This is a genomic window from Dokdonia genika, from assembly GCF_042652845.1.
Lineage (GTDB): Bacteria > Bacteroidota > Bacteroidia > Flavobacteriales > Flavobacteriaceae > Dokdonia > Dokdonia donghaensis.
In genome coordinates this window covers 98069-122632 of record NZ_JBHSHB010000024.1, presented here as the reverse complement: position 1 = coordinate 122632, position 24564 = coordinate 98069, and the positions used below count along the sequence as shown (strand labels likewise).

Sequence of the window (24564 nt, the reverse complement as noted above, 5' to 3'; positions counted from 1 at the left end):
AACAATAAATACTATATTTGCTCACTATTAAGAATCAATCTAAATAAAATGAGCGCTAAAACACTAGCAGTAAGCTTAGTAATTCTTATAACCTCACAAACACTTTTTTCTCAAGAGCAACCAGAGGCTGTAACACCAGAAAAACTAGAAGAAGTGATCCTCACGGCAACTCGCACAAAGCGACAGTTATCTTCCCTCCCCCTACCCGTAACCTTAATCTCACAAGAAACCATAAAGCAATCTGGAAGTTTAAGACTACAAGAGATACTTAATGAGCAAACAGGTATTATCACCATTGCAGATGAGAGCGGTTTTGAAGGGGTTCAAATACAAGGAATCTCATCAGACTATATACTTATCCTTATAGATGGTGTGCCACTAGTGGGTCGTAGTGCGGGAAACTTTGATTTGAGTAGGCTCACCGTAGGTAATATCAAACAGATAGAAGTGGTAAAAGGTCCCTCTAGTAGCCTTTACGGCTCTGAAGCGCTGGGCGGAGTTATCAATATTATTACAGAAAAGCCACCATCAGAACAGCTAGATGGTGATGTGACCTATCGCATAGGCTCAAATACCACACAAGACGTGCAAGCCAGCATCAAGCAGGGGTTTAAAAAATTGAGATATGCCCTGTTTGCAAACCGAAACTCTAGCAATGGTTATGATCTCACACCAGAAAATGAAGGACAGACAGTAAATCCATTTGTAAACTACACTGTAAATGGTCGTGTGTATTATGACTTTAGTGACAAGCTTTCATTGTTTGGCTCTGCTAGATTATATGATCAAGAGCAGGAAGCTGGCCTTACGGTAGATAATGTGCGATACGAGGGTGATACAGACGAGCGTGAGTATAACACCCATCTGAAATTAGATCAAAAATTTGATTCCCCACTCACTACTACCTATGAACTTTACTACACAAACTATCAAGCGAGGGAGTTGCTACAAGACCCTATTTCGGCAGGAGTGCTTAGTGATAATGACTTTAACCAGAAATTATGGCGGCCAGAGGTACGTGGTAATTACGCTTTCGCGAAAGCGGGATCACTCACAACAGGTATAGGGGTACAGTATGACCAGCTAGATCGTACCTTTTTTGACGAGACGGTCCGTTTTAACTCGCAATACATCTATGCACAGTATGACACCACACCCCTAGACAAACTGAATGTTATAGCAGGATTACGTTATGATAATCACTCTGAATACAGTGATCAACTTAGTCCAAAAATTGCCCTACGCTACGAGGCTACAGATGCTATTGCAATTAAAGGCTCTGTGGGGTATGGCTTTAAAGCGCCAGACTTTAGACAGCTTTACTTTGATTTTACAAATGCTGCCGTGGGTTACACCGTTTTGGGCTATAATGTGGCGTTAAGTAAGCTTCAAGGACTGCAAGATCAAGACCAGATACTAGATGTACTCATCTCTCAAGATGACTTATCACAACCGCTCGCCGCCGAAAGTTCTGTAGGTTACAACCTAGGCGTCACCTATAAAAAAGGAAAGTGGAATGGAGAGCTTAACGGCTTTAGAAATGACTTTAAAAATCTAATTGATACACGCATTATTGCTAGAAAACAAAATGGTCAAAATGTCTTTAGCTATGCAAATTTTGATAAGGTATTTACCACAGGTTTTGAGCTTAATGCGTCCTACACCTTCTCAAAAAAACTTCGTCTTAGTGCGGGGTACCAGTTGCTGTATGCATATAACAATGCAAACAGGGAGGCGGTGCGAGATGGACAAGTTTTTGCGCGAGACCCAGAGACTAACCAGACGGTTGTTATAGCAGCCCAAGACCATTTTGGACTCATTAATAGATCCCGCCATAATGCAAATGCAAAGCTGTTTTATAACATCCCATCGCTAGATATAGCTATGAATGTACGTCTACTCTACCGCAGTAAGTACGCACAGTTTGACACAAACGGTAATAACCTAATAGATCGCTACGACACCAGCTTTGTAGACGGCTACCTAACAACAAATGTTGCTGCGTCAAAAACATTTTATAATGACTTCACGCTTCAAGTAGGAGCAAATAACCTCTTTGATTATAAAGATAGTAACATCCCTACTTTACCAGGCATACAAGGGTATGCCTCACTTAATTATCAATTTTAACTATTTAATACACACACAATGAACAAGAACTTTTTTACACTAGCAACCCTCTTTATCCTTGCTTTTACATCTTGCAGCAGCGATGATGATACTACGGTTACACTCGCCCCTGTTGAGGCAGAGCAAGTAAGTAATCTATATGCGCCACAAACGGGCGGACAAGGAGCACCTATAGGAGGTGATTTTACAAAATTTGACTTTGAGACAGGAGCAATCACGACAAGTGATACAGAATGGGATATTGCCTTTAGAGGTACTACCATTGCTGTAAATGGTGGCGTAGCAACAGGTACAGATGATGAGCCTACACGCACTGGTGATGCGGCAGCAGCTATCGTTACTAGTACTTTTGATAATGTGACTACAGCAGAAGGTCTTACGTTTACACAAGACTCAGAAAGCGAGTTTGCCATCCCTACGGGAAGTGATAATGGGTGGTACAATTACAACTTTCAAAACAACGTGGTCTCTCCCATACCAGGACAAATACTTGTATTTAAAACTACCGAGGGTAACTATGCAAAAGTTGAGATACTGAGCTACTATCAAGATGCACCTGCCAGTCCAGACCCACAGACAGACGCGAGTAGATACTACACATTTAACTATGTCTATAACCCTAATGAAGGCGAAACAACTTTTAACTAAGTTGTTTAATTAGTCTGCTAGTTGAGCCCATCGTTATGATGGGCTTTTTTTGTGATGTCTCACAACACCAGATTAGTACTGGTGCACAAGGAGTGATTTTATATATAAATACTACGGCTAGCTTTACGGCACAACATAAGTAATTGGCTATTTTTGGGTACAGCAAGGTGATAGCATTTACCACTCATATGTAGTAGTTTTACGCTTTCGTTAAAGCCTAATTCCCCCTTACCCGTATTACCGTCTTGTTAACTCGATGGTACGGTGTAAAATATACCCTTATGATTAAAAAAATAAGAAAGAAACTACTGCTTACCACCCTCTTCATCATAAAATATCCTTTTTCCTCAAAATCTTGTATACCTAAAATAATATGTTCTTTTCTTACTTTATTAAAATCCATAACTGCTTTTTGCTAATTACCATCTATATTAACTCCCCCCTACGCACTCCACTCCCCAAACTGCCCTTCTGCTTGCTCCATAATATCTTGTAAGATTTCATTGAGTTTGGTGATGCTAATCTTTCCTCTTAATTCCTTTTTTACAGCTAGGCGTATGCTTGCTTTTGCATTCTCCTTCTTGGTCCAGTCGAGTTGTAGGTTTTTCTTTACTGCTATTACAACGGCGTGCACGATGTCTTGTATAGGGCCTTCTTCTTTTATAATCTCTTTTTTAGCAGCTAGAATATCATAGAAGGCTAATTCTTCTTCGCTCAATCCTAACTCTGCAATACGGCTATCTTCTTTTTGTAAATCTTTTGCGCGTTGTACGAGTTCAGCGATGGTGGCATAGCTGTCTAGCGCGTTATTGTGATAACGATCGATTACTTTTTCTAGCTCATCTTTTAGGCTTGTGTACTTCTTGATGTTTTTATGGAGCCTGAGTTTGATTTCGTCTTTGAGTATGTTTTTTATCAATTCAATTTTTAGGGCGTGACCGTCTTTTTCCTTTTTCGCGCCAAGCAAGAAAGTATCATCTAGAATAGAGATATCTGCTCGCTCAATCCCTGCCATTGCAAATACATCTACAATGTCTTCACTATCTATACTCTGGCTTATGAGTTCCTTAATCTTTTCTTTTTGTTCGCTTCTGGTGCTTTTTACACTCTTGGCATTACGCACTGCCTTACTCACGTGCTGCACATAAAGTACATCGATCGCGCTGTGTTGTATCGCTGGCTGACTTTTTACAATAGATAGTAATCCAGACATCGTCTTTTCTGCTTTCATAAAGCTCATTGACGCTTCATCATCTTTTATGATGTGATTAAGCCCTGCTTTTACTAGCAATACTTTATCTGCATCTCGCAATGCTTTCCAATGTTGATAGTCTGCCGTTTCTGGTAAAAAGGCCAGACAACTTTCTAGCTGATCAAAAAACAGTTCTAGCGCCTGTTCCATATCTATGGTAGGCTTTCCTTTGCCGCCCTCGCCAGTGTACTTTGTAGTGGCGGTTTTAAGATTGTCACCTATGCCTATATAATCTACAATGACTCCGTTTTTCTTGTCTTTAAAAACACGATTTGTTCTCGTGATGGCTTGCATCAAGTTATGACCACGCATAATCTTATCTACATACATCGTGTGCACGCAAGGAGCGTCAAAACCTGTGAGCCACATATCCCGCACGATGACAATCTTGAGCGGATCTTCAGGATTTTTGAATCGCTTTTTTAAGGCTTCTGTGCTTTCTTTGGTACGGAAATGGGGATTCCACGATTGTGGGTCTTTGCTTATATTTCCTGTCATTACCACGGCTATTTCTGGGCAATCTTCTAGCGCAGTAATGGCTTCATACATTTTTACACAATTGCGCCTGCTCATACAGACGATCATTGCTTTCCCTTCTAAGGTAGCCGTACGGTTGATAAAGTGGTTAAGGATATCTGTAGATACTTTGGCCACGCGATCTTCACTTCCTGCGGCGTCTTCTATGGCTGCCCATTTTAAATTACCGCTATCTTCGGTGGCTTCTGTAATGGCATCTACCTCATCATCTAGCTTGTCATTCCACAAGTGAAGTTTGGCTAGTCTTGGCTCGTAAAAGATATTTACCGTAGCATTATCTGCTACGGCTTGTTTGATATCGTAAATATGTATGGTGTCGCCAAAAACTTCTTGCGTGTCTGCATCCTTACTATCTACTGGGGTTCCTGTAAAACCTATAAAAGAGGCTTTTGGCAATGCTTTTCGCAGGTTACTGGCAAAGCCATCTAGCAGCCCGTATTGTGTACGGTGCGCCTCATCTGCCATCACAATCACATTTTCGCGTAAGCTTAAAACAGGATGTTCTGTTTCTCCTAGCTCCTCATCTGTACCTTGTTTTAAACGGAACTTCTCTATGGTGGTAAAAATCACACCACCAGCACCTGCGCTTAGTAACTTACGTAGGTCATCTGTAGTGTCTGCGTGTTGCACATCGCCCACGAGGTCCTTTGCAGCGACAAAGTTTTCATAGAGCTGGTAGTCCAGATCGCTACGGTCTACCTGCACGACAATGGTAGGATTTTTAAACTGTGGGTGGCTACGCAAGATGCCTGTGTAGATCGCCATAAAGATACTCTTGCCAGATCCCTGTGTGTGCCAGACCACGCCTATGCGGCCATCGCCTGCGGGACGTACCGCCTTTTGAGCAGCAGCCACGGCATAGGTCACGCCAAAATACTGATGGTACTTTGCCCCTTTTTTAATCAAGCTGCCATTATGGTCTTCGTGAAAGATAAAATTCTTGATATAGTGCAGCAGTCGCTCTTTTGTAAATAGCCCAAAGAGTAAGGTGTGCATCTGGAAATCCTCGTCATTAAAGGTTTTTGTGCCGTCTATACTCTTCCAGGCAGCAAACCACTCTATGCCGCTCGCGTACATCCCGTGTTGCGCCTCATTACCATCACTTATCACAGTGAGGGCGTTATACTCAAATAACTGTGGGATGTCTTTTATATAATGCCCTATCTGGTTGTGGGCTTCCTTAATATTTGTAGTCTCGTCAAACCAATTTTTTAACTCAAAAACGACCAGCGGCAAGCCGTTTACATAGATGATGATGTCTGGACGACGTTTATTTTTACCGGTGATGCTAAACTGGTTTACCGCCCAGAAGGTATTATTCTCAGGATGCTCAAAATCTATGGGATAGAGGTGTACGGCTTTCTCACTGCCGCTTGCATCTTCATAGGGAAACTCTACCCCTTTGGTCATCTTGAGATGAAAATCACGGTTGCGATGATCTAGATCTGCCCCTGTGTTATGCGTAAAAGTAGCAACGGCAAGTTCTTGTATTTCTTTAGGTAGGTGTGCATACTGTCTTGCAATAAATGCCGCCAGCTCCTCCTTGAGCACCACACTCACATTATTTTGCGGCAACGAGGTGCCTAGCACGTGTGTGTACCCCAGATCTCCTAGCCAGTCTATACAAGCTTGCTCTATGTGTGCTTCTTTCATACTAAATTCCCATATAGAGAGGCATCTCCTCTCGCTGTTACTATTATTATGTTCACGCTTTCGCGAAAACGGTATTCACCCACACACTCCCTAGGTATTTACAAACTCGGTAAGGCGAACTTCTCCACTTATAAGTTTTGGGAGCAAAGTGTCTCGTAGGGTGGTGAGGGTTTGGTTTTGTGTTAGATTATTCTTTTGCTGATATTCATAATTACCAACAATACTTTGAAATTTATCTTGTAATTCTATAGATGGTAACACAATAGGAAAATGTCCAATTGCATCGAAGGTTATCTGCGGAAATGTTCCAGATCGAGATTCTGCAATCATTTGAAATTCATCAACTGTTTCTTGTCTCGTCAGAATACGATATAAAAGCCTATTATTAATAAGTTCGTTATTTCTTATAATCATAAACTTCGTTGAAACTACATAATCGCTCGAATCAAAATCAACATAAGCGTATCTTTTGTTTTTAGGCCTAATCTCACTGTAAAGAATATCATTTACTTCAATCACTTTTTTTGCTTGCCCTGGTAAACTTTCAGAGTCCGAATAGTTATTATGTAAAAACGAGCCAAATTGAACATCTCCAGTATTGACAAAAACTACTTTTTCTTTATTCTTAAAATTGAAAGTTTTTGAGTTTTTATAAGCAACCTCATCCAATCGTTTCACCTCCCATCCCTCAGGGATCATCCCGAGTTCGCTTTCTACAAACTTCCCATCTTGAAAAGGTCCAAAATCTACAAACCACTCTTTATAGAGTGCCATTGCCATTTCTTCTAAGGTTTTATTAATGGCTAGGTTGTTTTCTATTTTGGCATCTATAGTGGAGAGTATGGAGGCTATGGCGGTTTGTTCTTCTAATTCTGGAATTTTAACTTCAATAGTGTGAACATCATTTCTGTTTAATGTTGGAACACTTGTACCTGAGTTATACGCTTCAAGATTCAGAGTTTGTAAAAAATAATATATGTACCTAGGGTTATTTGAATGAAAATTCTTTACCCACAATGAAGTGTTCAATGGCCAAAAATTATCAGCTTCATAAAAAACTTTACCTAAGGTTCCAGACCTTCCAGTCGTAACTCCAGGTCCTTTAACTTTAAATTCATTATGCCAAGTACTAAACCCCGAAGCTGCTATTACTTTGAAGCTTCCGTGCTGTCTTTTTCTACTCGGTAAGTCAAAACCTCTTTGCAAAGTAGCAACTTCTCCTAGCTTATATGTTTTCCAGTTTTGGGGCATTGGGTTATTTCTATTTGTTTTTTATTAGATCTAGATCAAAAAAAGCGTTAGCTACTGTGAACAAGGCGTTTATCCTTTTTTGTTTTCAGATTTGTTTTTCGTTTGTTTTTTTTTAGCCAGTAGGTATTTCTTCTTTTATCCCTCTTAGAATATCTGCTAAAATTACGAGTGTTGTTTCTATATCCAATTTAAGAGCTGCGGCAAATGTAATTTCTAGAGCACCTAATTTTGTTTTATCACTTATGGTGCTTTCTAGTAAGGTCGTGATATTATCTCTAAGCGTTTCGTCATTAGCTAGGATGCGTTTCATCTTACGTCCTAAAATACGCGCAGCGGCGTTTATTGTTTTAAAATCTTCCTCTTCAAATAAATCTAGATGCTCGTTATAGGCTTCCTCTTCTAAAAGATCCCAAGCGTTGTTTAATAAGTGTGCTAAATCATCCAGATCTTTTTGTCGTTCTGGTTTTTCTTGCCAAGAAATCCATTTTAAAATAAAAAGTCCTTCTAAGGGAGTAACTGGTATAGATAGGTCTGTCTCGGGTAAAGCAAAAGTTTCGGAATGCTCGTGTACCTCTTTATACCCCAACACTGATAGTGTGAGATTCTTATTAAAAACAACCTTGTTCGCATCTTGGATCTTTCCAAAAGGCATTAAATCTATAACGGTATTACTCGCAGTATGAAACAAGCGATAAGGAAATTCTGTTTTTGCAAACCCTCCTGCTATAAGCGCTTCTTGTAAGGATGCATAGGTGTCAAAATCAGGAACCAAAACTGCAAAATCAATATCTCCCGTAATACGCGTAGGTTTTGCTTTTGCCTTGTATAATTGTACATCACGAGCATTTGCACCTATTAAATAATATGAAATCCCGTGTGTTTTAAAAGTAGCATCTAGCACTTTATACACTTCCGTATGATCTGCAAAGGAATAATCCTTAAAAGTGAGGTGCGATATACTCATCATAAAGAATTTTTGCGGTTTCTAAATTACGGTCATTACCCGAGTACATTAACTGTGCATAGATAAGTAAGGGATGTGCAATATTTTTACCACTCATATAATTTGTGGCTCTCTCCATCGTACTACTTTCCATCCAAAAAGGTTTATAAATGCTAATTTCTCCTTTATCACTTGGAAGTAATTTTAGATTTACAAGTATTTCCTGTTTTGATAAAATTGTAAATAAGGAGTATACTTCTGGATTAAGATGGTTCGTAAGCAGTGCAGCTCCGGGTTCTCCTGCCCACAATAAATTAGGGTGTAACAGTTGATTTTTCCAATTTGATTTATTGGATTGAGAGAAGATATAATTCCCTATTTTATGTGCTGGAAGAATTTTTTCATTTAAGACATTGATCCAGCGCTCTAGCAACTCTTCTTTTTTAATTAACTGATATTTCTGGTCATTATTCCATTTTACAGCAAAACCTTCTTCTATTAATCCCTTCATAAAATTACTCACACTCCCCAGTGATACATTACTTATGTGAGCTAGATATCTATAGGTTTCATTAATATTCTCAGGTTTTTTTAATAATTGAAAAAGTATCTGCCCACCCGATTGTGTGAAAATGATTGAGTGATCACTATGATAAGGTTTTGCATTCCCTTGTTCTACATAAACTTTTAGATTAGATAAGTTTATAAAGGCATTACCAAAACTGTCAATATAATTTATTCCTTTACCTTTTAATATTTTTTTTGACTTAGGAGTAATATACTTGGAGGCTATTAAAAGCGGATACTCCTTGTTGCAATTTTTTTCAAAAGCGTGTATGTTTTGTGGTCTTATTTCATTTTTCGTTTCTATAAAAACTGGTTCGCTGTTCAATAAATATACGTTTTCCCCTTTGGACCTATTATAATTCTGGTAGACGACCTTAATCTCAAAATCGAGACTATCAAAAAATTCTTGAATAAATACAAAATCAGTCATTTGTTCATTTTTTCAATTTGTTCATGTAACATGAACATAACAAATATATGAACAAATAAAATAAGAATCCTCTCAAAAAGAACTATTTAGAACTTTGTGAAGTTTTTTAGAATCTCCTCCTGCAAGCGATCTCCTTCTGCAAACTGTTTTTTTAATTGTGCTTGTAGCGTTTCCATTTTTTCTTCAAAAGGGATTCCATCATCTTCTATAGCCTCTGTCCCTACATAAATCCCTGGAGTAAGTTTGTAATCTTGTTTTTGTACTTCTTCTAGTTTAGCGCTGTAGGCAAAGCCGTCTGTGTTTTCATACGTACTCCCCACATTCCTCCAGTTGTGATAGGTCTCTGTAACCTTATCAATATCTTCATCTGTAAAGACGCGAAGTTTGCGGCTTTCCATCGTTCCCATTTTACTAGTATCTATAAAAAGGATCTCGTTCTCACGGTTGCGATGCTTACCATCTTTACCGTCACGGTTTTTACTGAGTATAAAAATACAAGCAGGTATCCCAGTGGTAAGAAAGAGCTTGTCTGGAAGACGCACGATACAGTCTACCATATTGTGGTCTACCATATGCTGCCGTACGTTTTTTTCTCCTTTATTATTAGAAGTCATTGCACCATTTGCCATTACTACAGATGCCGTTCCCGTATCACTCAGGTGATTCCAGAAGGTTTGCATCCACATATAGTTTGCATTACTATCGGTTGCAAACTCTTCTTTAGGCCCAAAAAGTCTTGGGTCATTTTCTGGCAAATCCTCAGGGTGCCACTGGCTCACATTAAAAGGAGGGTTTACAATAATAAAATCTGCTTTTAAGTCTGGAAATTTATCTTGTAAGAGTGAGTCACCTAGTCGCACATCAAATGAAAGATCACGTAAAGCGAGGTTCATTTTACAAAGTCGCAAGGTGCCGTCATAACGCTCTTGCCCGTAAATAGAGATATTCTTTTTATCACCACCGTGGGCTTGTAAAAATTTTAATGACTGCACAAACATACCACCAGAGCCACAAGCAGCATCAAAGATTTTACCTTCATACGGCTCAATCATTTCTACGAGTAAGCGCACAATACTTCCCGGTGTAAAGAACTGCCCTGCACCAGAGCCTTCGGCTATCGCAAACTTGCCTATGTAATATTCATACACACGTCCCAAAATATCACTATCTGGATTTTCCTTTTCTGAGAGTTTTGGATTTGATAATAGGTTTATCAAGCCAGCAACTTGCTTTGCTGTGAGTTGGCTTTTTACAAAAATACGCGGCAGTATTCCTTTAAGATCAGGACGGTTTGCCGCTAGTGTTTCATCAAGAATATCAAAAGCTTCATCTACCAGAACCTTGATATTATCTTGTTCTGCGTTGTCTTGCAAGAATTGAAACGTTGCCTTCTCTGGGATGATGTACACGTTTTTAGACAGGTACTCATCTGGATCTTCAAGAATGTAATTCTGCTCTTCTGTATCTAGTGTGTAGTACTCAGATTTCTTCTCTTTAAATAGTTGCTTTAAAGTATCTCGGCGCATCTCATAGCGCTCTGAGATATGCTTTAAAAAAATAAGCGGTAAGATGTAATCTTTATATTGATTTTCTGCCACCGCACCACGTAGTTCGTTTGCGGCTTTCCAGAGTTCTTGTTCAAAGTTAATATCGGCTTTGGTTGTTTTTTTTGTCATTCAGTTAAAATGCTTTTGGGTAGTCTCCTGTAAATATAAGAAGAAGGTTTTTCTTACTATTACGGTAATCCTCATCTTTAAAATAAAATAACTTATAAATATTGAAGCGCTGTCTGTATACCTTTCGCGAAAGCGAGAATCAAACCGTATTCCCATTATCAAAGCAACGGTCTAAAAATAAAATTATTAAATATTAGGTATTCAACAAAAGAAGGTGTCGTAGTACTGTGTTAAAATACAAATGATTAAAAGAGATTGCCTACAACGATACCGCGCACGCAGAAATCTCAAATACCAGAAGATACACGCCATAGATATCATCACAAGGATGTGGTTTGTTATACTTTTGCGAAAGCGTAATAGGAATATATCTTAGTTAAATACGTACTTTTCACCATCCAAAACAACCCACCCAATGACCCTAGAAGACCTAGTAGGCACATACACCATCACAGGAAGCAACCAAAGCCCAGATGACTCAGCTTATAAGGGCGAACTCACACTAGCGCTAGATGAGCACAAAAGAATCATTGCAAACTGGGTGATAAATGGCACGCAGCACCAGCAAGGAACTGGCTTTTTTAAGAACAATATCTTGGTGATTAATTTTAACTATGAGGGCGATAACGAGACTATCTATAAAGGTGTCGTGGTCTATCAATGCATCACCAAAGATCTGCTAGAAGGCTTCTGGTCAGAAAAACACGGTAATCCGCTATACCTAGGTGAAGAACGTTGTTATAGAAAAGGAACGCTTAAGGAGGTGCTTAATTAAGCGGTGAGGGAAAGTTGTAAGCTGTTCTATAGTCGTTATTCTACATTTGATATTCAATAGACGGTAGATGGTGGTTCTTAGTTTTTGGCTTTAAGCTCTAAGCCGTAGGGTTTAAGCCGTGAGCTGTTTTATAGTCGTTATGCTATATTCGATATTCTCTAATCGATATTCATTTCTCACTGTTTTACTAAGAAAAATTACGATGGGATTACCTGCGGTGATCCCCACTAGGGTATCCTTGGCAAGCATAAAACCCATAACGAGCTGTGCTCGTTGGTTTTTTGTTTTATCCCCCTACTTACAAGCAAGCTTGACGTATGGGCATAAAACAAAAAACCTGTAACATACGTTACAGGTTTCTTTTGCGGAGAAAGAGGGATTCGAACCTTATTAGTGCTAGACTATATCAAATGACTAATAATACTTGATTATAAGGGTTTAAGATTAATATTTTTATCTTATTTTCGTAACTATATGCAATAATATATAGTTTTAATAGCACCTAAAATAGAACTTGTGAAATCTTCTTTCAAACTAAAAGAGCCTAAATCAAATCAGGCTACCCTCATATATTTTCAGAGTTACTTCAAAGAAGAAGGTAAATCATTTATATATTCTACCGGTCAGAGAATACATCCAGCAGATTGGGATTTGAAACATAAAAGGCCTAAAAAAAATCCAAATAAAATTGAGTCAGGCATTGCATTTAGAAATCTAAAAAAAACACTCGAAGATCACGTTAATTTACTCGATCGTTTATCTGTACAATATGAAATGATTGACGAAAAGCTCACTATTGATATTGCAAGACAGGCCTTTGACAAAGAATTTAAAAAGTCAAGCTCAAAAACAAATGGATTTTTTAAAGTATATGATATCTTTTTGGAGCAAAAAATCAATGACCCTACAGACAAAGGGAACTCACCCTCAACGATTAAAAGATATCAATACAACAAAAAACTACTTCAAGAATTTGAGTCTTATTTAGGTAAACCCATTCGGTTTTCTGCTCTTAATCAAACGGTTTACCAAACCTTTCTTAGATTTTGTATTGAAGTTAAAAAGCATTCTGCAAACACCTTAAGCCGGAATGTTGGACTACTAAAAACATTTTTATTTTGGGCTGAAAAAAACAAGTACACTTATAACGATGAGTTTAAAAACTTTGAAAACGTAAAAAGGTTTCCAACTGAGGAAATCGCTTTTAATCTAAATCAAGTCAAAGATATTTACTCAGTAGACCTGAGCTCAAATACTCGCCTGGAAAAAGTAAGAGATCTCTTTATCTTAGGTTGTACTACAGGGTTTCGCTACGGAAACTATTCAAAACTTAAAAAGTCGGATGTATATGGCGACTTTATATGTGTCACTGATGTAAAAGATCCTACAAAAAGTTTAAAGGTTCCATTAAATGAAATCTCTAAATCAATATTGGAAAAGTATGATTTTAACCTGCCGTCAATCTCTAATCAAAAATTTAACAAATACGTGAAAGAACTTTTTGAATTACTGGGATTTGTTGAAAATGCTCGAAAATCAATGAAATATGGGAAAGATGTTCATACCTCAGTAGTTCCCCTTTATACAAGGGTTAATAGTCACACTGCTAGAAGAACTTTCATTACCATAATGAAAAATAAGGGCGTGCCTGATAAAATTATTATGGGATATACTGGACACAAGAGTATTCAAAATTTTAACCTGTATTACAAACCTTCACAAGGAGATAGCTTAAAATTTATGAACGACGTGTTTGGATAAAATTTCTTTGAAAATTGATTTTCTTATTACCTACCTACCTGAAAAATACTCATTAAAATATTTTAAAAATGACTTACTTCATACTAGATCAATTATTTGGACTTACACTCACTATCGTTATCAGTTTATTCTTTACAAAATTAACACTCGTTTGGTTTGAACAAAGAAGGGTTAAAGATAAAATGCTACTCAAATATCAAATTATAATTTTCGCAGGATGCTTGACAGCATCATACGTGCTAAAAAATGATATTATAGAATCAGCAAGCAATTCTATTTGGAACTTTGACATTCCAAAAATTACGATATACCTCCTATTTACAGCTATTCTCATTACCCTTACAAGAAAAAACTTTGAAAAGGGAGGTCAAAAGATGTTTGCTACGCCTAACAGCTCCCCTATTTATTTTTTTAAGATCCAAAATATAATTATTGCTCATTTTTTCAAATCAGAGAAGGGCCATACTCAATCAAACCAAGAGCAATTCAAGGAACATTCTTCTCATACATATGAAAGCACAAAAGTTAAGCTAGATAATTTTAAAAATGAGCCACAGTTAAAACAATTAACTACATTTAAAAATAAGTCAAGCCAATCAGAAAAAACAAAGGGGAAGCTAGAAAATATTACGAATAATGTTAACAAACTGGACCCTACTCCCACTGTAGAGACTACTTCTGGTTCAAAAAGTGAACTTGAAGAGAAACCAGAAAATAATAAGGATGAGATTTTATTAAAACCATCAAGCTCTGAAGCCAATACTCTTAAAGATCAAGAATCTTTAAGTGCACCATTAGAGAATGAAAGTGAAAGCAATGAAAACCTAAACCTGGTTACTGATTCTACTATTACCCCAGTTAAGAAAGAAGAAAACTCACAAGACCTAACTCAAATAGACTGGGAACATTACAAACCTGCAATAGAAGCGTTCAAACATAATAAAAGAGAAATAGCAAAGAATCTTATAGAATATCTAATAAGTAAAAAAAATATAAACGAAGAAGGGATTTTTGAAGGGTTCAAACCCCAAAATAAAAAAGAAATTGCAAGAGAATTATCATTTTTAATTCTCATCCTTAGAAATGAAGGATTTCTGTTAGGGTTAAAACAGGTAGAACTTAGAAAGAAATTTGAGTGTTTCGGAATAAAACTGGTTCGATCATCATTTAGCAAGGTGAATTGTCAATTAACTGAAGAAAAATTCACTAAAAAATATAAATTTTCATTTGGAAACGTTTATCAATTTTTACTTCAATTTGACGGTATTGAAAAAAAGGATTTGAAAATCTATAATAAAATGCGTAGACGCACTAACTAGCTCACTAACCTAATAAATCTCTCATTTTATATAACGTGTTAATTTTATAGTAAAGCCCAAAAAGTGTAGAAAGTGTGGTAAGTATGGAATCTGTGGACAAACCGCTGTATACCAACAAATAAGCACGATATTGCACCTATAAAATTTACAAAATGAACAATCCATTCGACGTTATTCAATCTCAAATTAATGAACTAAAATCTCTTTTACATCATCATATAAGAGATAAAGATCAGCAAAGACGTACCAGTCATTACAGTCCTGCTGAAATTGCCAAATTTTACAATAAAACACCACAGACAATAAGGTCCTACTGTAGTCGTGGCATTTTAAAATCTGTGCGCATAGGCCGTAGTTACCAAATAAAACATACTACTATCTTCGATGAGAATGATAATCTCATTCCACTCAATCGGCTAAAATAAAAAAAGCACTACCCTCCACGGTAGTGCCTTATATCTTCAATTTTATTCCAATAATAAAACCTGTGTAAATATACGGGTTAAACCCTTATTTATGAAAAAAAAATCTATCTATCATTTAGACAAACCTCTGGTAAAGACAGTTTTTGATCAAATCTTTGAATACTTACATAAAAAGTACCACATACGATATAATACTATGTCACATACTTGTGACATTAAACCAATCGATTCAAAAAAATGGGAAGTTGTTAATACGGCTTCACTTTATATAGAATTAAGCCAGAATAATATTAAAACCTCTTTAAAAAATGTAGAAATGTATTTGAAGTCACATCTTGTGGAAAAATTTGATCCTATAGAAAATTACTTCTCTCATCTACCTGATTGGGACGGTACTGACTATATAAGTGAATATGTATCCTACATTGATTTTAAAGAGCTAGATCTTGCCATATACCATTTCAAGAAATGGATGGTTAGAGCTGTAAAATGCGCTCTTATTGATGGGTATGCAAATAAGCAGTGTTTTGTTCTTTATCAAAAAGCTCAGAATAAAGGTAAAACTACCTGGATAAGAAATTTATGCCCGGAAGAGCTTAGTGATTATATAGCAGAAGATATTGGATTTGATAAAGATTCCAGAGTTTCATTAACTCGTAATATGCTTGTGAACTTAGATGAGTTAGGATTAGCAAGCAAATCTGCAATTAACAACTATAAATCTTTCTTATCTAAGACCCAAATTAATGAGAGGCTACCCTATGATAGGCTTTATTCTATTATTGCAAGACGAGCTTCTTTATTAGCATCTACAAATGATAATGACTTCCTTAATGACCCTACTGGATCGGTAAGGTGGCTTTGCTTTGAAATTATAGGGGAAATAGATTTTAGCTACAAAGATAATGTAGATATTAATATGCTATGGGCTCAAGCTTATCATCTCGCTTTTAAAGATGATGAATTCTACGCCGAAATGACTCCTGAAGACATAAAGTTAAATGAGATTAGAAATAAGAAATACTTTAACCAAAGCAGTGAGTTTGAATTGATAGATAAATATTTTACTAAGACAGACTCTATAGAAGATTTTAAAACAGCTACAGATGTCATTAACCAATTAAGCTTCACCGACGCAAAACTGAACCATATTAGTGCCGGTAAAGCCCTAAGTGCATTAGGTTATGAAAAAGTGAAGCACTCCAAACTACAAGCATATGGGTACTTAGCGTCTTTTAAGTCTAATCAAAAACTACAATAGAAAATGGCTGACTTAAAAATAATTAAAGATATCTCCATCATACACCTATTGGCATTGAAAGGCTATCAACCTAAGTCTATTAAAAATAGTAATTACTGGTATTTAAGCCCATTTAGACACGAGCTACGACCTTCCTTTAAAGTTTGTTTACGTTTAAACAGGTGGTATGACCACGGAGAAGGGGTTGGCGGCTCAATCATTGATCTAATAATGAGACTGCATAAAATAAACTTTCACGATGCCATTATAGCGCTATCTAAGGACGAGTTTAAAACTTATAATGTTTCTCAAAAGAAGAAGTCTACTCAGTCTTCAAAGATTACCGTTACTAAGATTTTACCTCCGCAACATCAGGCTTTGTTAAACTATGCAAAGCGAAGATGTATCTCGTCAAATTTGATATCAAAAGAGTTAAAGGAAGTTCATTACCAAGTAGCTGGTCGCAGCTACTTTGGTCTTGGGTTTCAAAATATCTTATCTAATTGGGAAATTAGAAATCAAGGCTTTAAGGGTTGTATCGGTAAAAAAGCGATTTCAGTTATTAGGAACGATATGAAAAACCTTAAAATCTTCGAAGGCTTTTTTGATTATTTAGCATTTCTTGAATTAAGCAGCGGCCCAATTAACTCAGACATTCTTGTTCTTAACTCTATCTCTCTCGTTAATCAAAGCTTTAAATTTTTAAATAAATACGATAAAATTCACCTATATCTAGACAATGATGAGAGTGGAAAAAAAACGTCAAAATCACTTATAAATTCTTGTAAAAATGTTTGTGATAAAAGTCACCTTTATAGTCAATACATAGATATAAATGAGTTTTTAATAAATGGGAAAAATGACGAGCACAAAATTTTTAGATCTGAGTATTTCAAGTAGTGCGCACGTTGGTACTTCTTGCTACGCCGAAGTCCCAAGTACGCAATACTTGGTTTGCTCCTAAGGTCGCAAACAGGTTTCAAATTATGAGAAAATATTATATAACATTTAAAGTAACAAAGCTTGAAAAAAAGCTATTACAACAAGCTGCAAAAGAGGCAGGACTCGATCTCAGTAAATATTTACGCCAGGTAGGTTTAAATAAAAAATTACGGGCTCGCCTATCTAACGAAGAACTAGATCTATTTAAAGAGCTAGTAAAAATTCATAACGGATGGAAGTCGATAGGCAACTTATTTAAAAACAAAGATCCTAGACTTAAAAATGAAGTTCACAAACTAGCCGATGAATTAAGATTAAATCTAAAAAAATTTCAATAATGGTAGGACTGGGACAATCTATAAGTCATTTACAAGCGAGTTTAGAATATGGAAATGATAGTGATAAATCTGCTGTACTTGTTTTAAAGAGAAATATTATGGCAACAGACATAAGAGATATTACAAAAGAGTTCAAATTACTGCACGAACTCAACGCAAATTGTACTCGCAATATGCTCTCGTTTGTTTTAAGTCCAACCATAAAAGACGGTCAAAGAGTCGTGCTTAAAGACTGGAATAAGATAGTTTCAGAATTCATAAAGGAGATGGGGCTAAATGAACATCAAAGTGTTGCTTACTTACATCAAGATAAACCTCATAAACATATACACCTGTACACCTCTAGAATTGGATTTGATGGAAGAGCTGTTTCCGACAGCTATATAGGTGGAAAATCTATGAAAGCTGCCGAAAGGGTAGCAAAAAGATTAGGTTTAGAAACAACAACAGAGGTAAGAGAACAAAAGCAATCTAAAACTAAAGAAGTTAGGACGGAGATATTCCAATTGCACAAAAAGGTAATTAGTGAAATGGTTCCAGAAGATCTATCTAGCTATATCTCATATATGAAAGCGCAAGGCGTATATGTTATCAAAAGCATTGACAAATTTGGGAATTATAGAGGTTGTAGAATTCATTATAAAGAATACAATTTTAAAGCTAGTGAGGTACATAGACAACTATCAAAAAACAATTTGGAAAAAGCTTTCGCGAAAGCGCAACAATTAAAATCAAAAAACAATGACACAATTAGAAAGACTGGCGGCATTACTCGTTGAAGAATTAGACAGCTTTAGTAATGACATCAATAAACTACAGGCAACAAGAAACTACATTAACAATGACTTACAAGTCCTAGAAGCTGAAAATTATCGTTTACAGGAATTGAAAGAACAAATAAAAGCAATACATATATCTCCAGATCTAACAGAGCTAAAAAGGTTTGAGCAATATACGGAGCAAGTATCTCAGAAGTTTTCAAAAGAAATAATGAGTACCACAAAAACACAACTTGAAGTATTTCAACGTACCGGTAAGAAAAAATACCTTTTTTACAGAACGCTTATAGTGCTACTACTAATAAGCCTGATTACTGGAACGGGATTTGGACTTTTTAAATATTCTGAAATCAGTAAAAAATATACCGCAGAATCACAGCAATTTAGCTCATTTAAGACTAATCTAGGTGAATTTTTCCAAAGCGATAAAAATGCCTATAAATCATTTATAAACTGGAAAAAAGAGAAGTTTGAGTAAAATAATCACCATCACCCATCAAAAAGGAGGCGTAGGGAAAAGCACTCTAGCAGCAAACATTGCTCTTAATTTAGCAAAAAGCGCCACAATTGCTATTGTGGATCTTGATCATCAGGGCAGCTTAGTGAGCCTTCAGTCTCAATTTGAAAATATAGATATATACCCAGCAAGTACGCCTGTAGTAGAAATTAGACAATTAAGCTATGATTTTATAATTATAGACACACCTCCCTATTTATCTAACAACCTAGAAAATATTGCACAAATAAGCGATCTCATTATTATACCCACTAAAGCCAGTCTACTTGATGTAATCGCGATCAATAAAACATTAGACCTGGTTCTAGGAGTAATAGACAAGGACAAACTTCTAATCGTGATGAATATGATTAAAGCAAATACAACATTAACCAATGATGTATACCGAGAAATTAAAAAATACAGAGTCGAAATAGCCAAAACTCGGATTAGTGATTTAGTTGATTATACAAGATCTATAATGAATAAGGGTTGTACCACAACAAAAGCTCAAATGCAAATAAATGCTCTCACTAAAGAGACACTAATTAAACTTTTATAATATGGAAGAACTTGACCTCAAATCACTAATAGACCAAGCCAAAAAAGCTACTCAAACCCCAATACAAAGAGTACAACCTGTAAAAAAGGTAAAACCGGCAGAAAAAGAAATACAGATTGCGTTCTACCTACCTAAATCCCTCTACAAAAAGGTAAAGCAACGAGCACTGCAAGAAGAGGTAAGTATTAAATCAATACTCAATAAATCAATCGAAAAATATATCAATGACATTTCATAACTTGCCTATGAAATGAAAAACTCATATAAAACTAGAATTATAGAAAAATAGAAATCTAACATATTTATATAAAGCGTTTAGCTTGATCAGACCTAGAAATCGGCAAAATTTTACAAGTCACTGTATCATAGTTAAATCGACCGCTTGGCGCGGGTCGATTTTTCATACAGTGACGGGTGTTTGCCGATACCTTAGGACTTATGATATCGGTCTCGCGCTTTTTCATTTCAAATCTTTAATAATGAAAACTGAACAAAACAAGTGGGAAAAGTTAACACCCATTGAAAAAAACAAAAGAAACCCATTTCTGTACCGAAGAGAAGTTCAAAATTTTATCTCAAATAAGTTTGACGGTAAATATGAGCTGGATCCCGCACCTAGAGGCTCTATCTTTTTCAAAAAAAACAATCAGAATCGTAATATTGAATACTATCATTTAAGGTGTACAGAGCACGGCAGTACTTTCATTCTACCAGCACAAACTTTCAAATCATCAAAAAAATTTCTAAAAAAATGTAAAGGTTGCATACAAAATCATAACTCCAGCATTGTAACTGTATTATCATATGATCAACACGACCAAAAGCTGAGAAATAGTCACTCAAAGTTTATAAAAGATTGGCATTATATTTTAGAAATTCCTGGCTTCAGTAAAACCAGACCTAAATCTTTGAAGTTAAAATGTTTATACCACGGTATCACATTTTACCAAGAGCAGGGACTGCTTGGTCAAAATCACGGTTGTAAAAAGTGTGCTTCATTAGCTTCTAGCAATGGATATACAGAAGACGAACTAAAAGAAATTATTTATAACCAGCTAGAGAATATTGAAACAGGTCTCTCAGAAGTATACACCTACAGGTCTTTTAAAAAAGATCGGTACAACCACTACTCCATAATCTTCAGTTGTAATGGAGATGGTCATAAACACCCTTTTCCTTTTAAATTCCATAAGCATAAAATACACAGTAAAATGTGTCCCAAATGCTATCCTAAGAACAGCGTTTCGTTAGGTGAACAGATTATTTCTGAGATTTTAACAAGAGAACAATTAAGCTTTAATAAAAACAAAACATTTCACGACTTGAAATTCAAGAATAAGTTACAAGTAGACTTTTATGTACAATCATTAAACTTAATCATAGAATTTGATGGGCAACAGCATTTTGGAAAATTTGGTTTTGATAAAAATCTAGATGTTCAAAAGGCAAGACTTAAAAGAGATCTTATTAAAAACGATTATTGCAAGCAAAACAACATCAATCTCTTAAGGATACCATTCACAAAATTAAAGGCAGTAAATCCACTAGAAAATACGCTTTTAAACGCCATCAATTATATAAATAAAGGTGGTAGAATTCATATTAGCATTGATAAAGAAGTTTTTACAATGTACACAAATTACTATGAGAAGATGACCGCTATCGGACACTAAGCGAGTACATCATATTAAGAGAAGAATTCCTTATCAAAAATCATTAACCTTACATCAGCAGAGTTATTCTAATATATAAAGTCACAGTTCTTCTAGCATCTAACCCTAAATGATATAAAGATGCTTTCGCTAAAGCTTAAACAATTGCAAATAAGTGTATATTTAGACAATCAATTAAAAAACAACAAAATAGGCACTTCGGCAATTCTAATAGTTATTGGAATTTGCAATCAATTTATACAGTGCCTTATTTTACCCAAGATCACAAATTTTTATGTTAGAAGGAACTCTAGATTTATTAATTATCATTTTAGATTTATTTCTATTAGGTTCTTCCTCCAAAGAAAAGAGGTATTTCAAAATTGACCGAATTGTTCAAGACTGGGCAAAAAAAGTTGGAATTAACACCCAATACGAATATAAAGATGAAAAGGTACGTAGTTTAAATGTTATGGACGATGCTGGTAACAAATACCAAATTTGTGTTGAAACTATCAAATGGAGACGAATAAAAGTTTGTACGACAAATAATATAAGTGGTCCAAAACGTAAAATTTGGACTAAAAAGTGTAAACTTTCAAATCTTACAAAAGTATTGTTTGAAGCGTACGGAGTTACAGAGCAATGGATTTCAAAAAGCGGAAATAGCAGAACGATAAATTAAATACTGGTTAAAACACAATATATAAATGATATAAGTCTGTCTTAAATTGTAGGGTTTGCGTATTTTTAATTAGTGAGTAAAATTCTAAGGATTTTTCTATGGGCAAGGAAACATAAATCAAAACTAGAAGGTTTCACTATTTATCTGGAGGATAGTAAACGCTAGTTTGTTTCCGTACTATTTACATTTCACTAGATGTAAGCTATTTATTTAATCCTTTAAATTAAACAATCAAAATTTACATTTTATTGAAAACATTAGAAAAAATAATAGTAGATAGTTTGATTGAATTGAAAAACATATCTCACGAGAATAGTATTGCAAATAAAAATCAAAAAAGCAACTTGATATTCCCTAGAGCAAGGCTTAACAAAGCATCTAGGATTAGCGAACAAGAAGCTCGATTTTTATTCATAAGGGAGTTAGAAAAAAAAGAAAATAAGCATTCCTTTTATTATTCAATAGAGACTCCAACCTGTAACATTTATCAATTTAGCCAAGGTGGAAAAAAAATAGAACCAAAAATTGGTGAGGGGCAATCAGCAAGTATAGATGTAACCTTATACTCTAAAATAGAAGAAAGATTTCACAGAAAACATTTGATTGAATTTAAACAAGGTAACATTAATACTTGTAAAAAGGATTTTTTGAAATTATTATTTGATATTAATGGATTGCATAATTTCTATATTAATGTTATAAACAGAGAAAATTTATCAAAAAGGAAGACACTTGAGAGTATCATCAATAAATATCAAAATGCCATCAACGACTTAATAAAGAAAGAGCAAAAAGACATTTCTAAACTTACAATAATCCTTTTCAATATCAATGATGGTGATTTAAGAATATTTAAAGAAATTGATATAAGAAATGGAAAGGTTAAAATAGAAGAAAACAATTTATAAAATACTGTTATAACAAATAACCGAGTAAATAAACTAGACTCTTTAAGCTAATTCTGGTCAATAATGTTCATCATACTGCCTTCCAGATTTTATAATGGCAAAGGCTTGTTTTAAGAGCTTATTTGCCACTGCGATGATTGCTATTTTTTCTCTTCACTCATACTTAGTACGCTTTCGCGAAAGCGTACTTCTTACACTCAAGTTTGAAACCGCTACGCACGGCGCACAACTCTAAAATTCATTGTATATTTAGTCCAAAAAAATCAAGACCACAAAGTAAAGCAAACCAGCAAGGCTTATGCGGAGCTTCTCGAAGTATGCCGCACTGGCTTTCTATAGTGGCCTTTTGTAGCTAATTAGAAAAAAATGAACTTCAACAATAGAAAAGAAATTGAAAAGCACGGATTTAAAGGTTTCAAAACTGTGGCGGAACTATGGTTGGACAAAAGCCATATCCCGAAAATCAAAGGTGTATATATGGTAATTGACCCAAATTTTGAAAAGACTGAATTTCTAACAAAAGGAGTTGGTGGGTTTTTTAAAGGAAAAGACCCAAATGTTGCCGTAAGTGAATTGAAATTCAATTTAGTCCCTAATTCGCAAGTTGTTTATATTGGAAAAGCAGGAAGTCCAACGGGAATAGCGACTTTAAACTCACGACTCGGACAGTATTTAAGATTTGGCGAAACTAAAAATGTTGGACATTGGGGCGGAAGATATATTTGGCAAATCAAAAATCATTCAGGTTTAATTTTCTGTTGGAAACCAACACCAACTGACGACCCGAGAGAAATTGAAAAACAACTTTTAAGTAAATATATTAAGGATTTTGGAAAACGACCTTTTGCTAACTTGACAGGATGAGACCAGACGAATATGAACATATAGTTGCTGAACATTTTGAAAGCAAAGGATTTAAAACTCAAGTATCACAGTACTCAAATGATTACGGTGTTGATGTATTTGCGACTAAAGGAAAAATAAAAATTGCTATTCAAGCCAAAATGTTTGGAAATTCAACAAGACCTATAAACAGGCAGATGATTATGGAACTTCACGGTGCTAAGGACTATTTTGATTGTACAAAAGCTATTATGGCAACTAATGGGCGAATCATTGACAATGCTTTAAAAGTCGCAAAAAAACTAAAAATTGAAATTCTCGAAATTCCTGCAATTAAAACCAACTTCAATTCAAAGTCTCAAAAACCTAATCGAGAATTTGAAACGATTTGGGAAAAGGATGTGATACCACTTGAAGGAAAGACAATTAAACGAGCTGACGGTAAAACTAACAAAATAGTATCAGTTGATTGGTCAGGAATCAAGCGAGTAACTTCAAATGGGAAGGAACAAAAAATTAAAATTGAGATTTTTAAAAAGACAATTAATCACTTATTAGAAAATGGCTCAATTACGAGAAAGTATATAAATGACGAATATCAATACAGAGCCTCTTCGGGAATTGTTTTGATACTTGCGAACACAAGCCTATTTCAATTGACAACAAATCCTACGGGACTGAAAATGAAATAAAAAAAGCCATAACAAAGAACTGAGTTAAAAAAGCATCTTGAAGCTAATTTTATATATAAT

At 35.5% G+C, this 24564-nt stretch carries 24 protein-coding genes; 19 read left to right on the top strand and 5 right to left on the bottom strand.

Annotation, left to right across the window (positions count from 1 at the left end):
* Positions 1 to 48: 48 nt before the first annotated feature.
* Together ACFO5T_RS12770 and ACFO5T_RS12765 are read left to right on the top strand one after the other, a co-directional pair.
* A complete protein-coding gene (locus tag ACFO5T_RS12770; protein WP_380035028.1) occupies positions 49 to 2130 on the top strand; it encodes a TonB-dependent receptor plug domain-containing protein in 2082 nt (693 codons plus the stop codon).
* Positions 2131 to 2148: 18 nt separating this feature from the next.
* Entirely contained in the window at positions 2149 to 2778 is a 630-nt protein-coding gene (locus tag ACFO5T_RS12765; protein ID WP_380035025.1) for an HmuY family protein, read from the top strand.
* A gap of 442 nt (positions 2779 to 3220) precedes the next feature.
* On the opposite strand, the gene ACFO5T_RS12760 is transcribed toward ACFO5T_RS12765, so the two are convergent.
* The 5 genes from ACFO5T_RS12760 to ACFO5T_RS12740 form a co-directional block, all read right to left on the bottom strand.
* Positions 3221 to 6220 (bottom strand): type I restriction endonuclease subunit R, encoded by a 3000-nt coding sequence (locus tag ACFO5T_RS12760; RefSeq protein ID WP_380035022.1) that lies wholly within the window; start codon positions 6218 to 6220, stop codon positions 3221 to 3223.
* 90 nt (positions 6221 to 6310) lie between these two features.
* Positions 6311 to 7471 carry a restriction endonuclease subunit S gene (locus ACFO5T_RS12755; protein ID WP_380035019.1) on the bottom strand — a complete coding sequence of 387 codons (1161 nt, stop codon included), beginning with the start codon at positions 7469 to 7471 and terminating at the stop codon, positions 6311 to 6313.
* 112 nt (positions 7472 to 7583) lie between these two features.
* Positions 7584 to 8438 carry a nucleotidyl transferase AbiEii/AbiGii toxin family protein gene (locus ACFO5T_RS12750; RefSeq protein ID WP_380035016.1) on the bottom strand — a complete coding sequence of 285 codons (855 nt, stop codon included), beginning with the start codon at positions 8436 to 8438 and terminating at the stop codon, positions 7584 to 7586.
* The gene (locus tag ACFO5T_RS12745; protein ID WP_380035013.1) at positions 8410 to 9411 is read right to left on the bottom strand and encodes a type IV toxin-antitoxin system AbiEi family antitoxin; all 1002 of its coding nucleotides are present in this window, start codon (positions 9409 to 9411) and stop codon (positions 8410 to 8412) included. Before ACFO5T_RS12745 ends, ACFO5T_RS12750 begins: the two co-directional genes overlap by 29 nt.
* 86 nt (positions 9412 to 9497) lie before the next feature.
* Positions 9498 to 11087, bottom strand: a complete 1590-nt coding sequence (locus ACFO5T_RS12740) for a type I restriction-modification system subunit M (RefSeq protein ID WP_380035010.1) — start codon at positions 11085 to 11087, stop codon at positions 9498 to 9500.
* Positions 11088 to 11502: 415 nt separating this feature from the next.
* Between ACFO5T_RS12740 and ACFO5T_RS12735 the strand changes: the two genes are divergently transcribed.
* The 17 genes from ACFO5T_RS12735 to ACFO5T_RS12655 all read left to right on the top strand — a co-directional run bounded on the left by ACFO5T_RS12735 (position 11503) and on the right by ACFO5T_RS12655 (position 24504).
* Complete coding sequence (locus ACFO5T_RS12735; protein ID WP_380035007.1) at positions 11503 to 11862, top strand: hypothetical protein; 360 nt, start codon at positions 11503 to 11505, stop codon at positions 11860 to 11862.
* 516 nt (positions 11863 to 12378) lie between these two features.
* The gene (locus tag ACFO5T_RS12730; RefSeq protein WP_021779357.1) at positions 12379 to 13623 is read left to right on the top strand and encodes a tyrosine-type recombinase/integrase; all 1245 of its coding nucleotides are present in this window, start codon (positions 12379 to 12381) and stop codon (positions 13621 to 13623) included.
* A gap of 68 nt (positions 13624 to 13691) precedes the next feature.
* Positions 13692 to 14942, top strand: a complete 1251-nt coding sequence (locus tag ACFO5T_RS12725) for a hypothetical protein (RefSeq protein ID WP_380035004.1) — start codon at positions 13692 to 13694, stop codon at positions 14940 to 14942.
* A gap of 152 nt (positions 14943 to 15094) precedes the next feature.
* Complete coding sequence (locus ACFO5T_RS12720) at positions 15095 to 15367, top strand: helix-turn-helix domain-containing protein (RefSeq protein WP_380035001.1); 273 nt, start codon at positions 15095 to 15097, stop codon at positions 15365 to 15367.
* Between the two features lie 91 nt (positions 15368 to 15458).
* Complete coding sequence (locus ACFO5T_RS12715) at positions 15459 to 16628, top strand: VapE domain-containing protein (protein ID WP_380034998.1); 1170 nt, start codon at positions 15459 to 15461, stop codon at positions 16626 to 16628.
* A gap of 3 nt (positions 16629 to 16631) precedes the next feature.
* Positions 16632 to 17507, top strand: a complete 876-nt coding sequence (locus ACFO5T_RS12710) for a toprim domain-containing protein (protein WP_021779361.1) — start codon at positions 16632 to 16634, stop codon at positions 17505 to 17507.
* 86 nt (positions 17508 to 17593) lie between these two features.
* Positions 17594 to 17887: a plasmid mobilization protein gene (locus ACFO5T_RS12705; protein WP_380034995.1), complete on the top strand. Its 294-nt coding sequence runs from the start codon at positions 17594 to 17596 to the stop codon at positions 17885 to 17887.
* Positions 17887 to 18666 (top strand): relaxase/mobilization nuclease domain-containing protein, encoded by a 780-nt coding sequence (locus ACFO5T_RS12700; protein ID WP_021779363.1) that lies wholly within the window; start codon positions 17887 to 17889, stop codon positions 18664 to 18666. Before ACFO5T_RS12705 ends, ACFO5T_RS12700 begins: the two co-directional genes overlap by 1 nt.
* The gene (locus tag ACFO5T_RS12695; protein ID WP_380034990.1) at positions 18629 to 19144 is read left to right on the top strand and encodes a hypothetical protein; all 516 of its coding nucleotides are present in this window, start codon (positions 18629 to 18631) and stop codon (positions 19142 to 19144) included. Before ACFO5T_RS12700 ends, ACFO5T_RS12695 begins: the two co-directional genes overlap by 38 nt.
* Positions 19137 to 19724 carry an AAA family ATPase gene (locus ACFO5T_RS12690; protein WP_380034987.1) on the top strand — a complete coding sequence of 196 codons (588 nt, stop codon included), beginning with the start codon at positions 19137 to 19139 and terminating at the stop codon, positions 19722 to 19724. The genes ACFO5T_RS12695 and ACFO5T_RS12690 overlap by 8 nt, the downstream gene beginning before the upstream one ends.
* Position 19725: 1 nt before the next feature.
* Positions 19726 to 19962, top strand: a complete 237-nt coding sequence (locus ACFO5T_RS12685; RefSeq protein ID WP_380034984.1) for a hypothetical protein — start codon at positions 19726 to 19728, stop codon at positions 19960 to 19962.
* 241 nt (positions 19963 to 20203) lie between these two features.
* Positions 20204 to 21397 carry a hypothetical protein gene (locus tag ACFO5T_RS12680; RefSeq protein WP_380034981.1) on the top strand — a complete coding sequence of 398 codons (1194 nt, stop codon included), beginning with the start codon at positions 20204 to 20206 and terminating at the stop codon, positions 21395 to 21397.
* Positions 21398 to 21671: 274 nt separating this feature from the next.
* The gene (locus ACFO5T_RS12675; protein WP_380034978.1) at positions 21672 to 22061 is read left to right on the top strand and encodes a hypothetical protein; all 390 of its coding nucleotides are present in this window, start codon (positions 21672 to 21674) and stop codon (positions 22059 to 22061) included.
* A 248-nt stretch (positions 22062 to 22309) separates the two neighbouring features.
* The gene (locus ACFO5T_RS12670; protein WP_380034975.1) at positions 22310 to 22969 is read left to right on the top strand and encodes a hypothetical protein; all 660 of its coding nucleotides are present in this window, start codon (positions 22310 to 22312) and stop codon (positions 22967 to 22969) included.
* Positions 22970 to 23063: 94 nt separating this feature from the next.
* The gene (locus ACFO5T_RS12665; protein WP_380034972.1) at positions 23064 to 23204 is read left to right on the top strand and encodes a hypothetical protein; all 141 of its coding nucleotides are present in this window, start codon (positions 23064 to 23066) and stop codon (positions 23202 to 23204) included.
* Positions 23205 to 23335: 131 nt separating this feature from the next.
* On the top strand, positions 23336 to 23833 hold the full coding sequence (locus tag ACFO5T_RS12660; RefSeq protein ID WP_380034970.1) for a hypothetical protein: 498 nt from the start codon (positions 23336 to 23338) through the stop codon (positions 23831 to 23833).
* Positions 23830 to 24504, top strand: a complete 675-nt coding sequence (locus ACFO5T_RS12655; protein ID WP_380034967.1) for a restriction endonuclease — start codon at positions 23830 to 23832, stop codon at positions 24502 to 24504. Before ACFO5T_RS12660 ends, ACFO5T_RS12655 begins: the two co-directional genes overlap by 4 nt.
* Positions 24505 to 24564 lie beyond the last annotated feature (60 nt).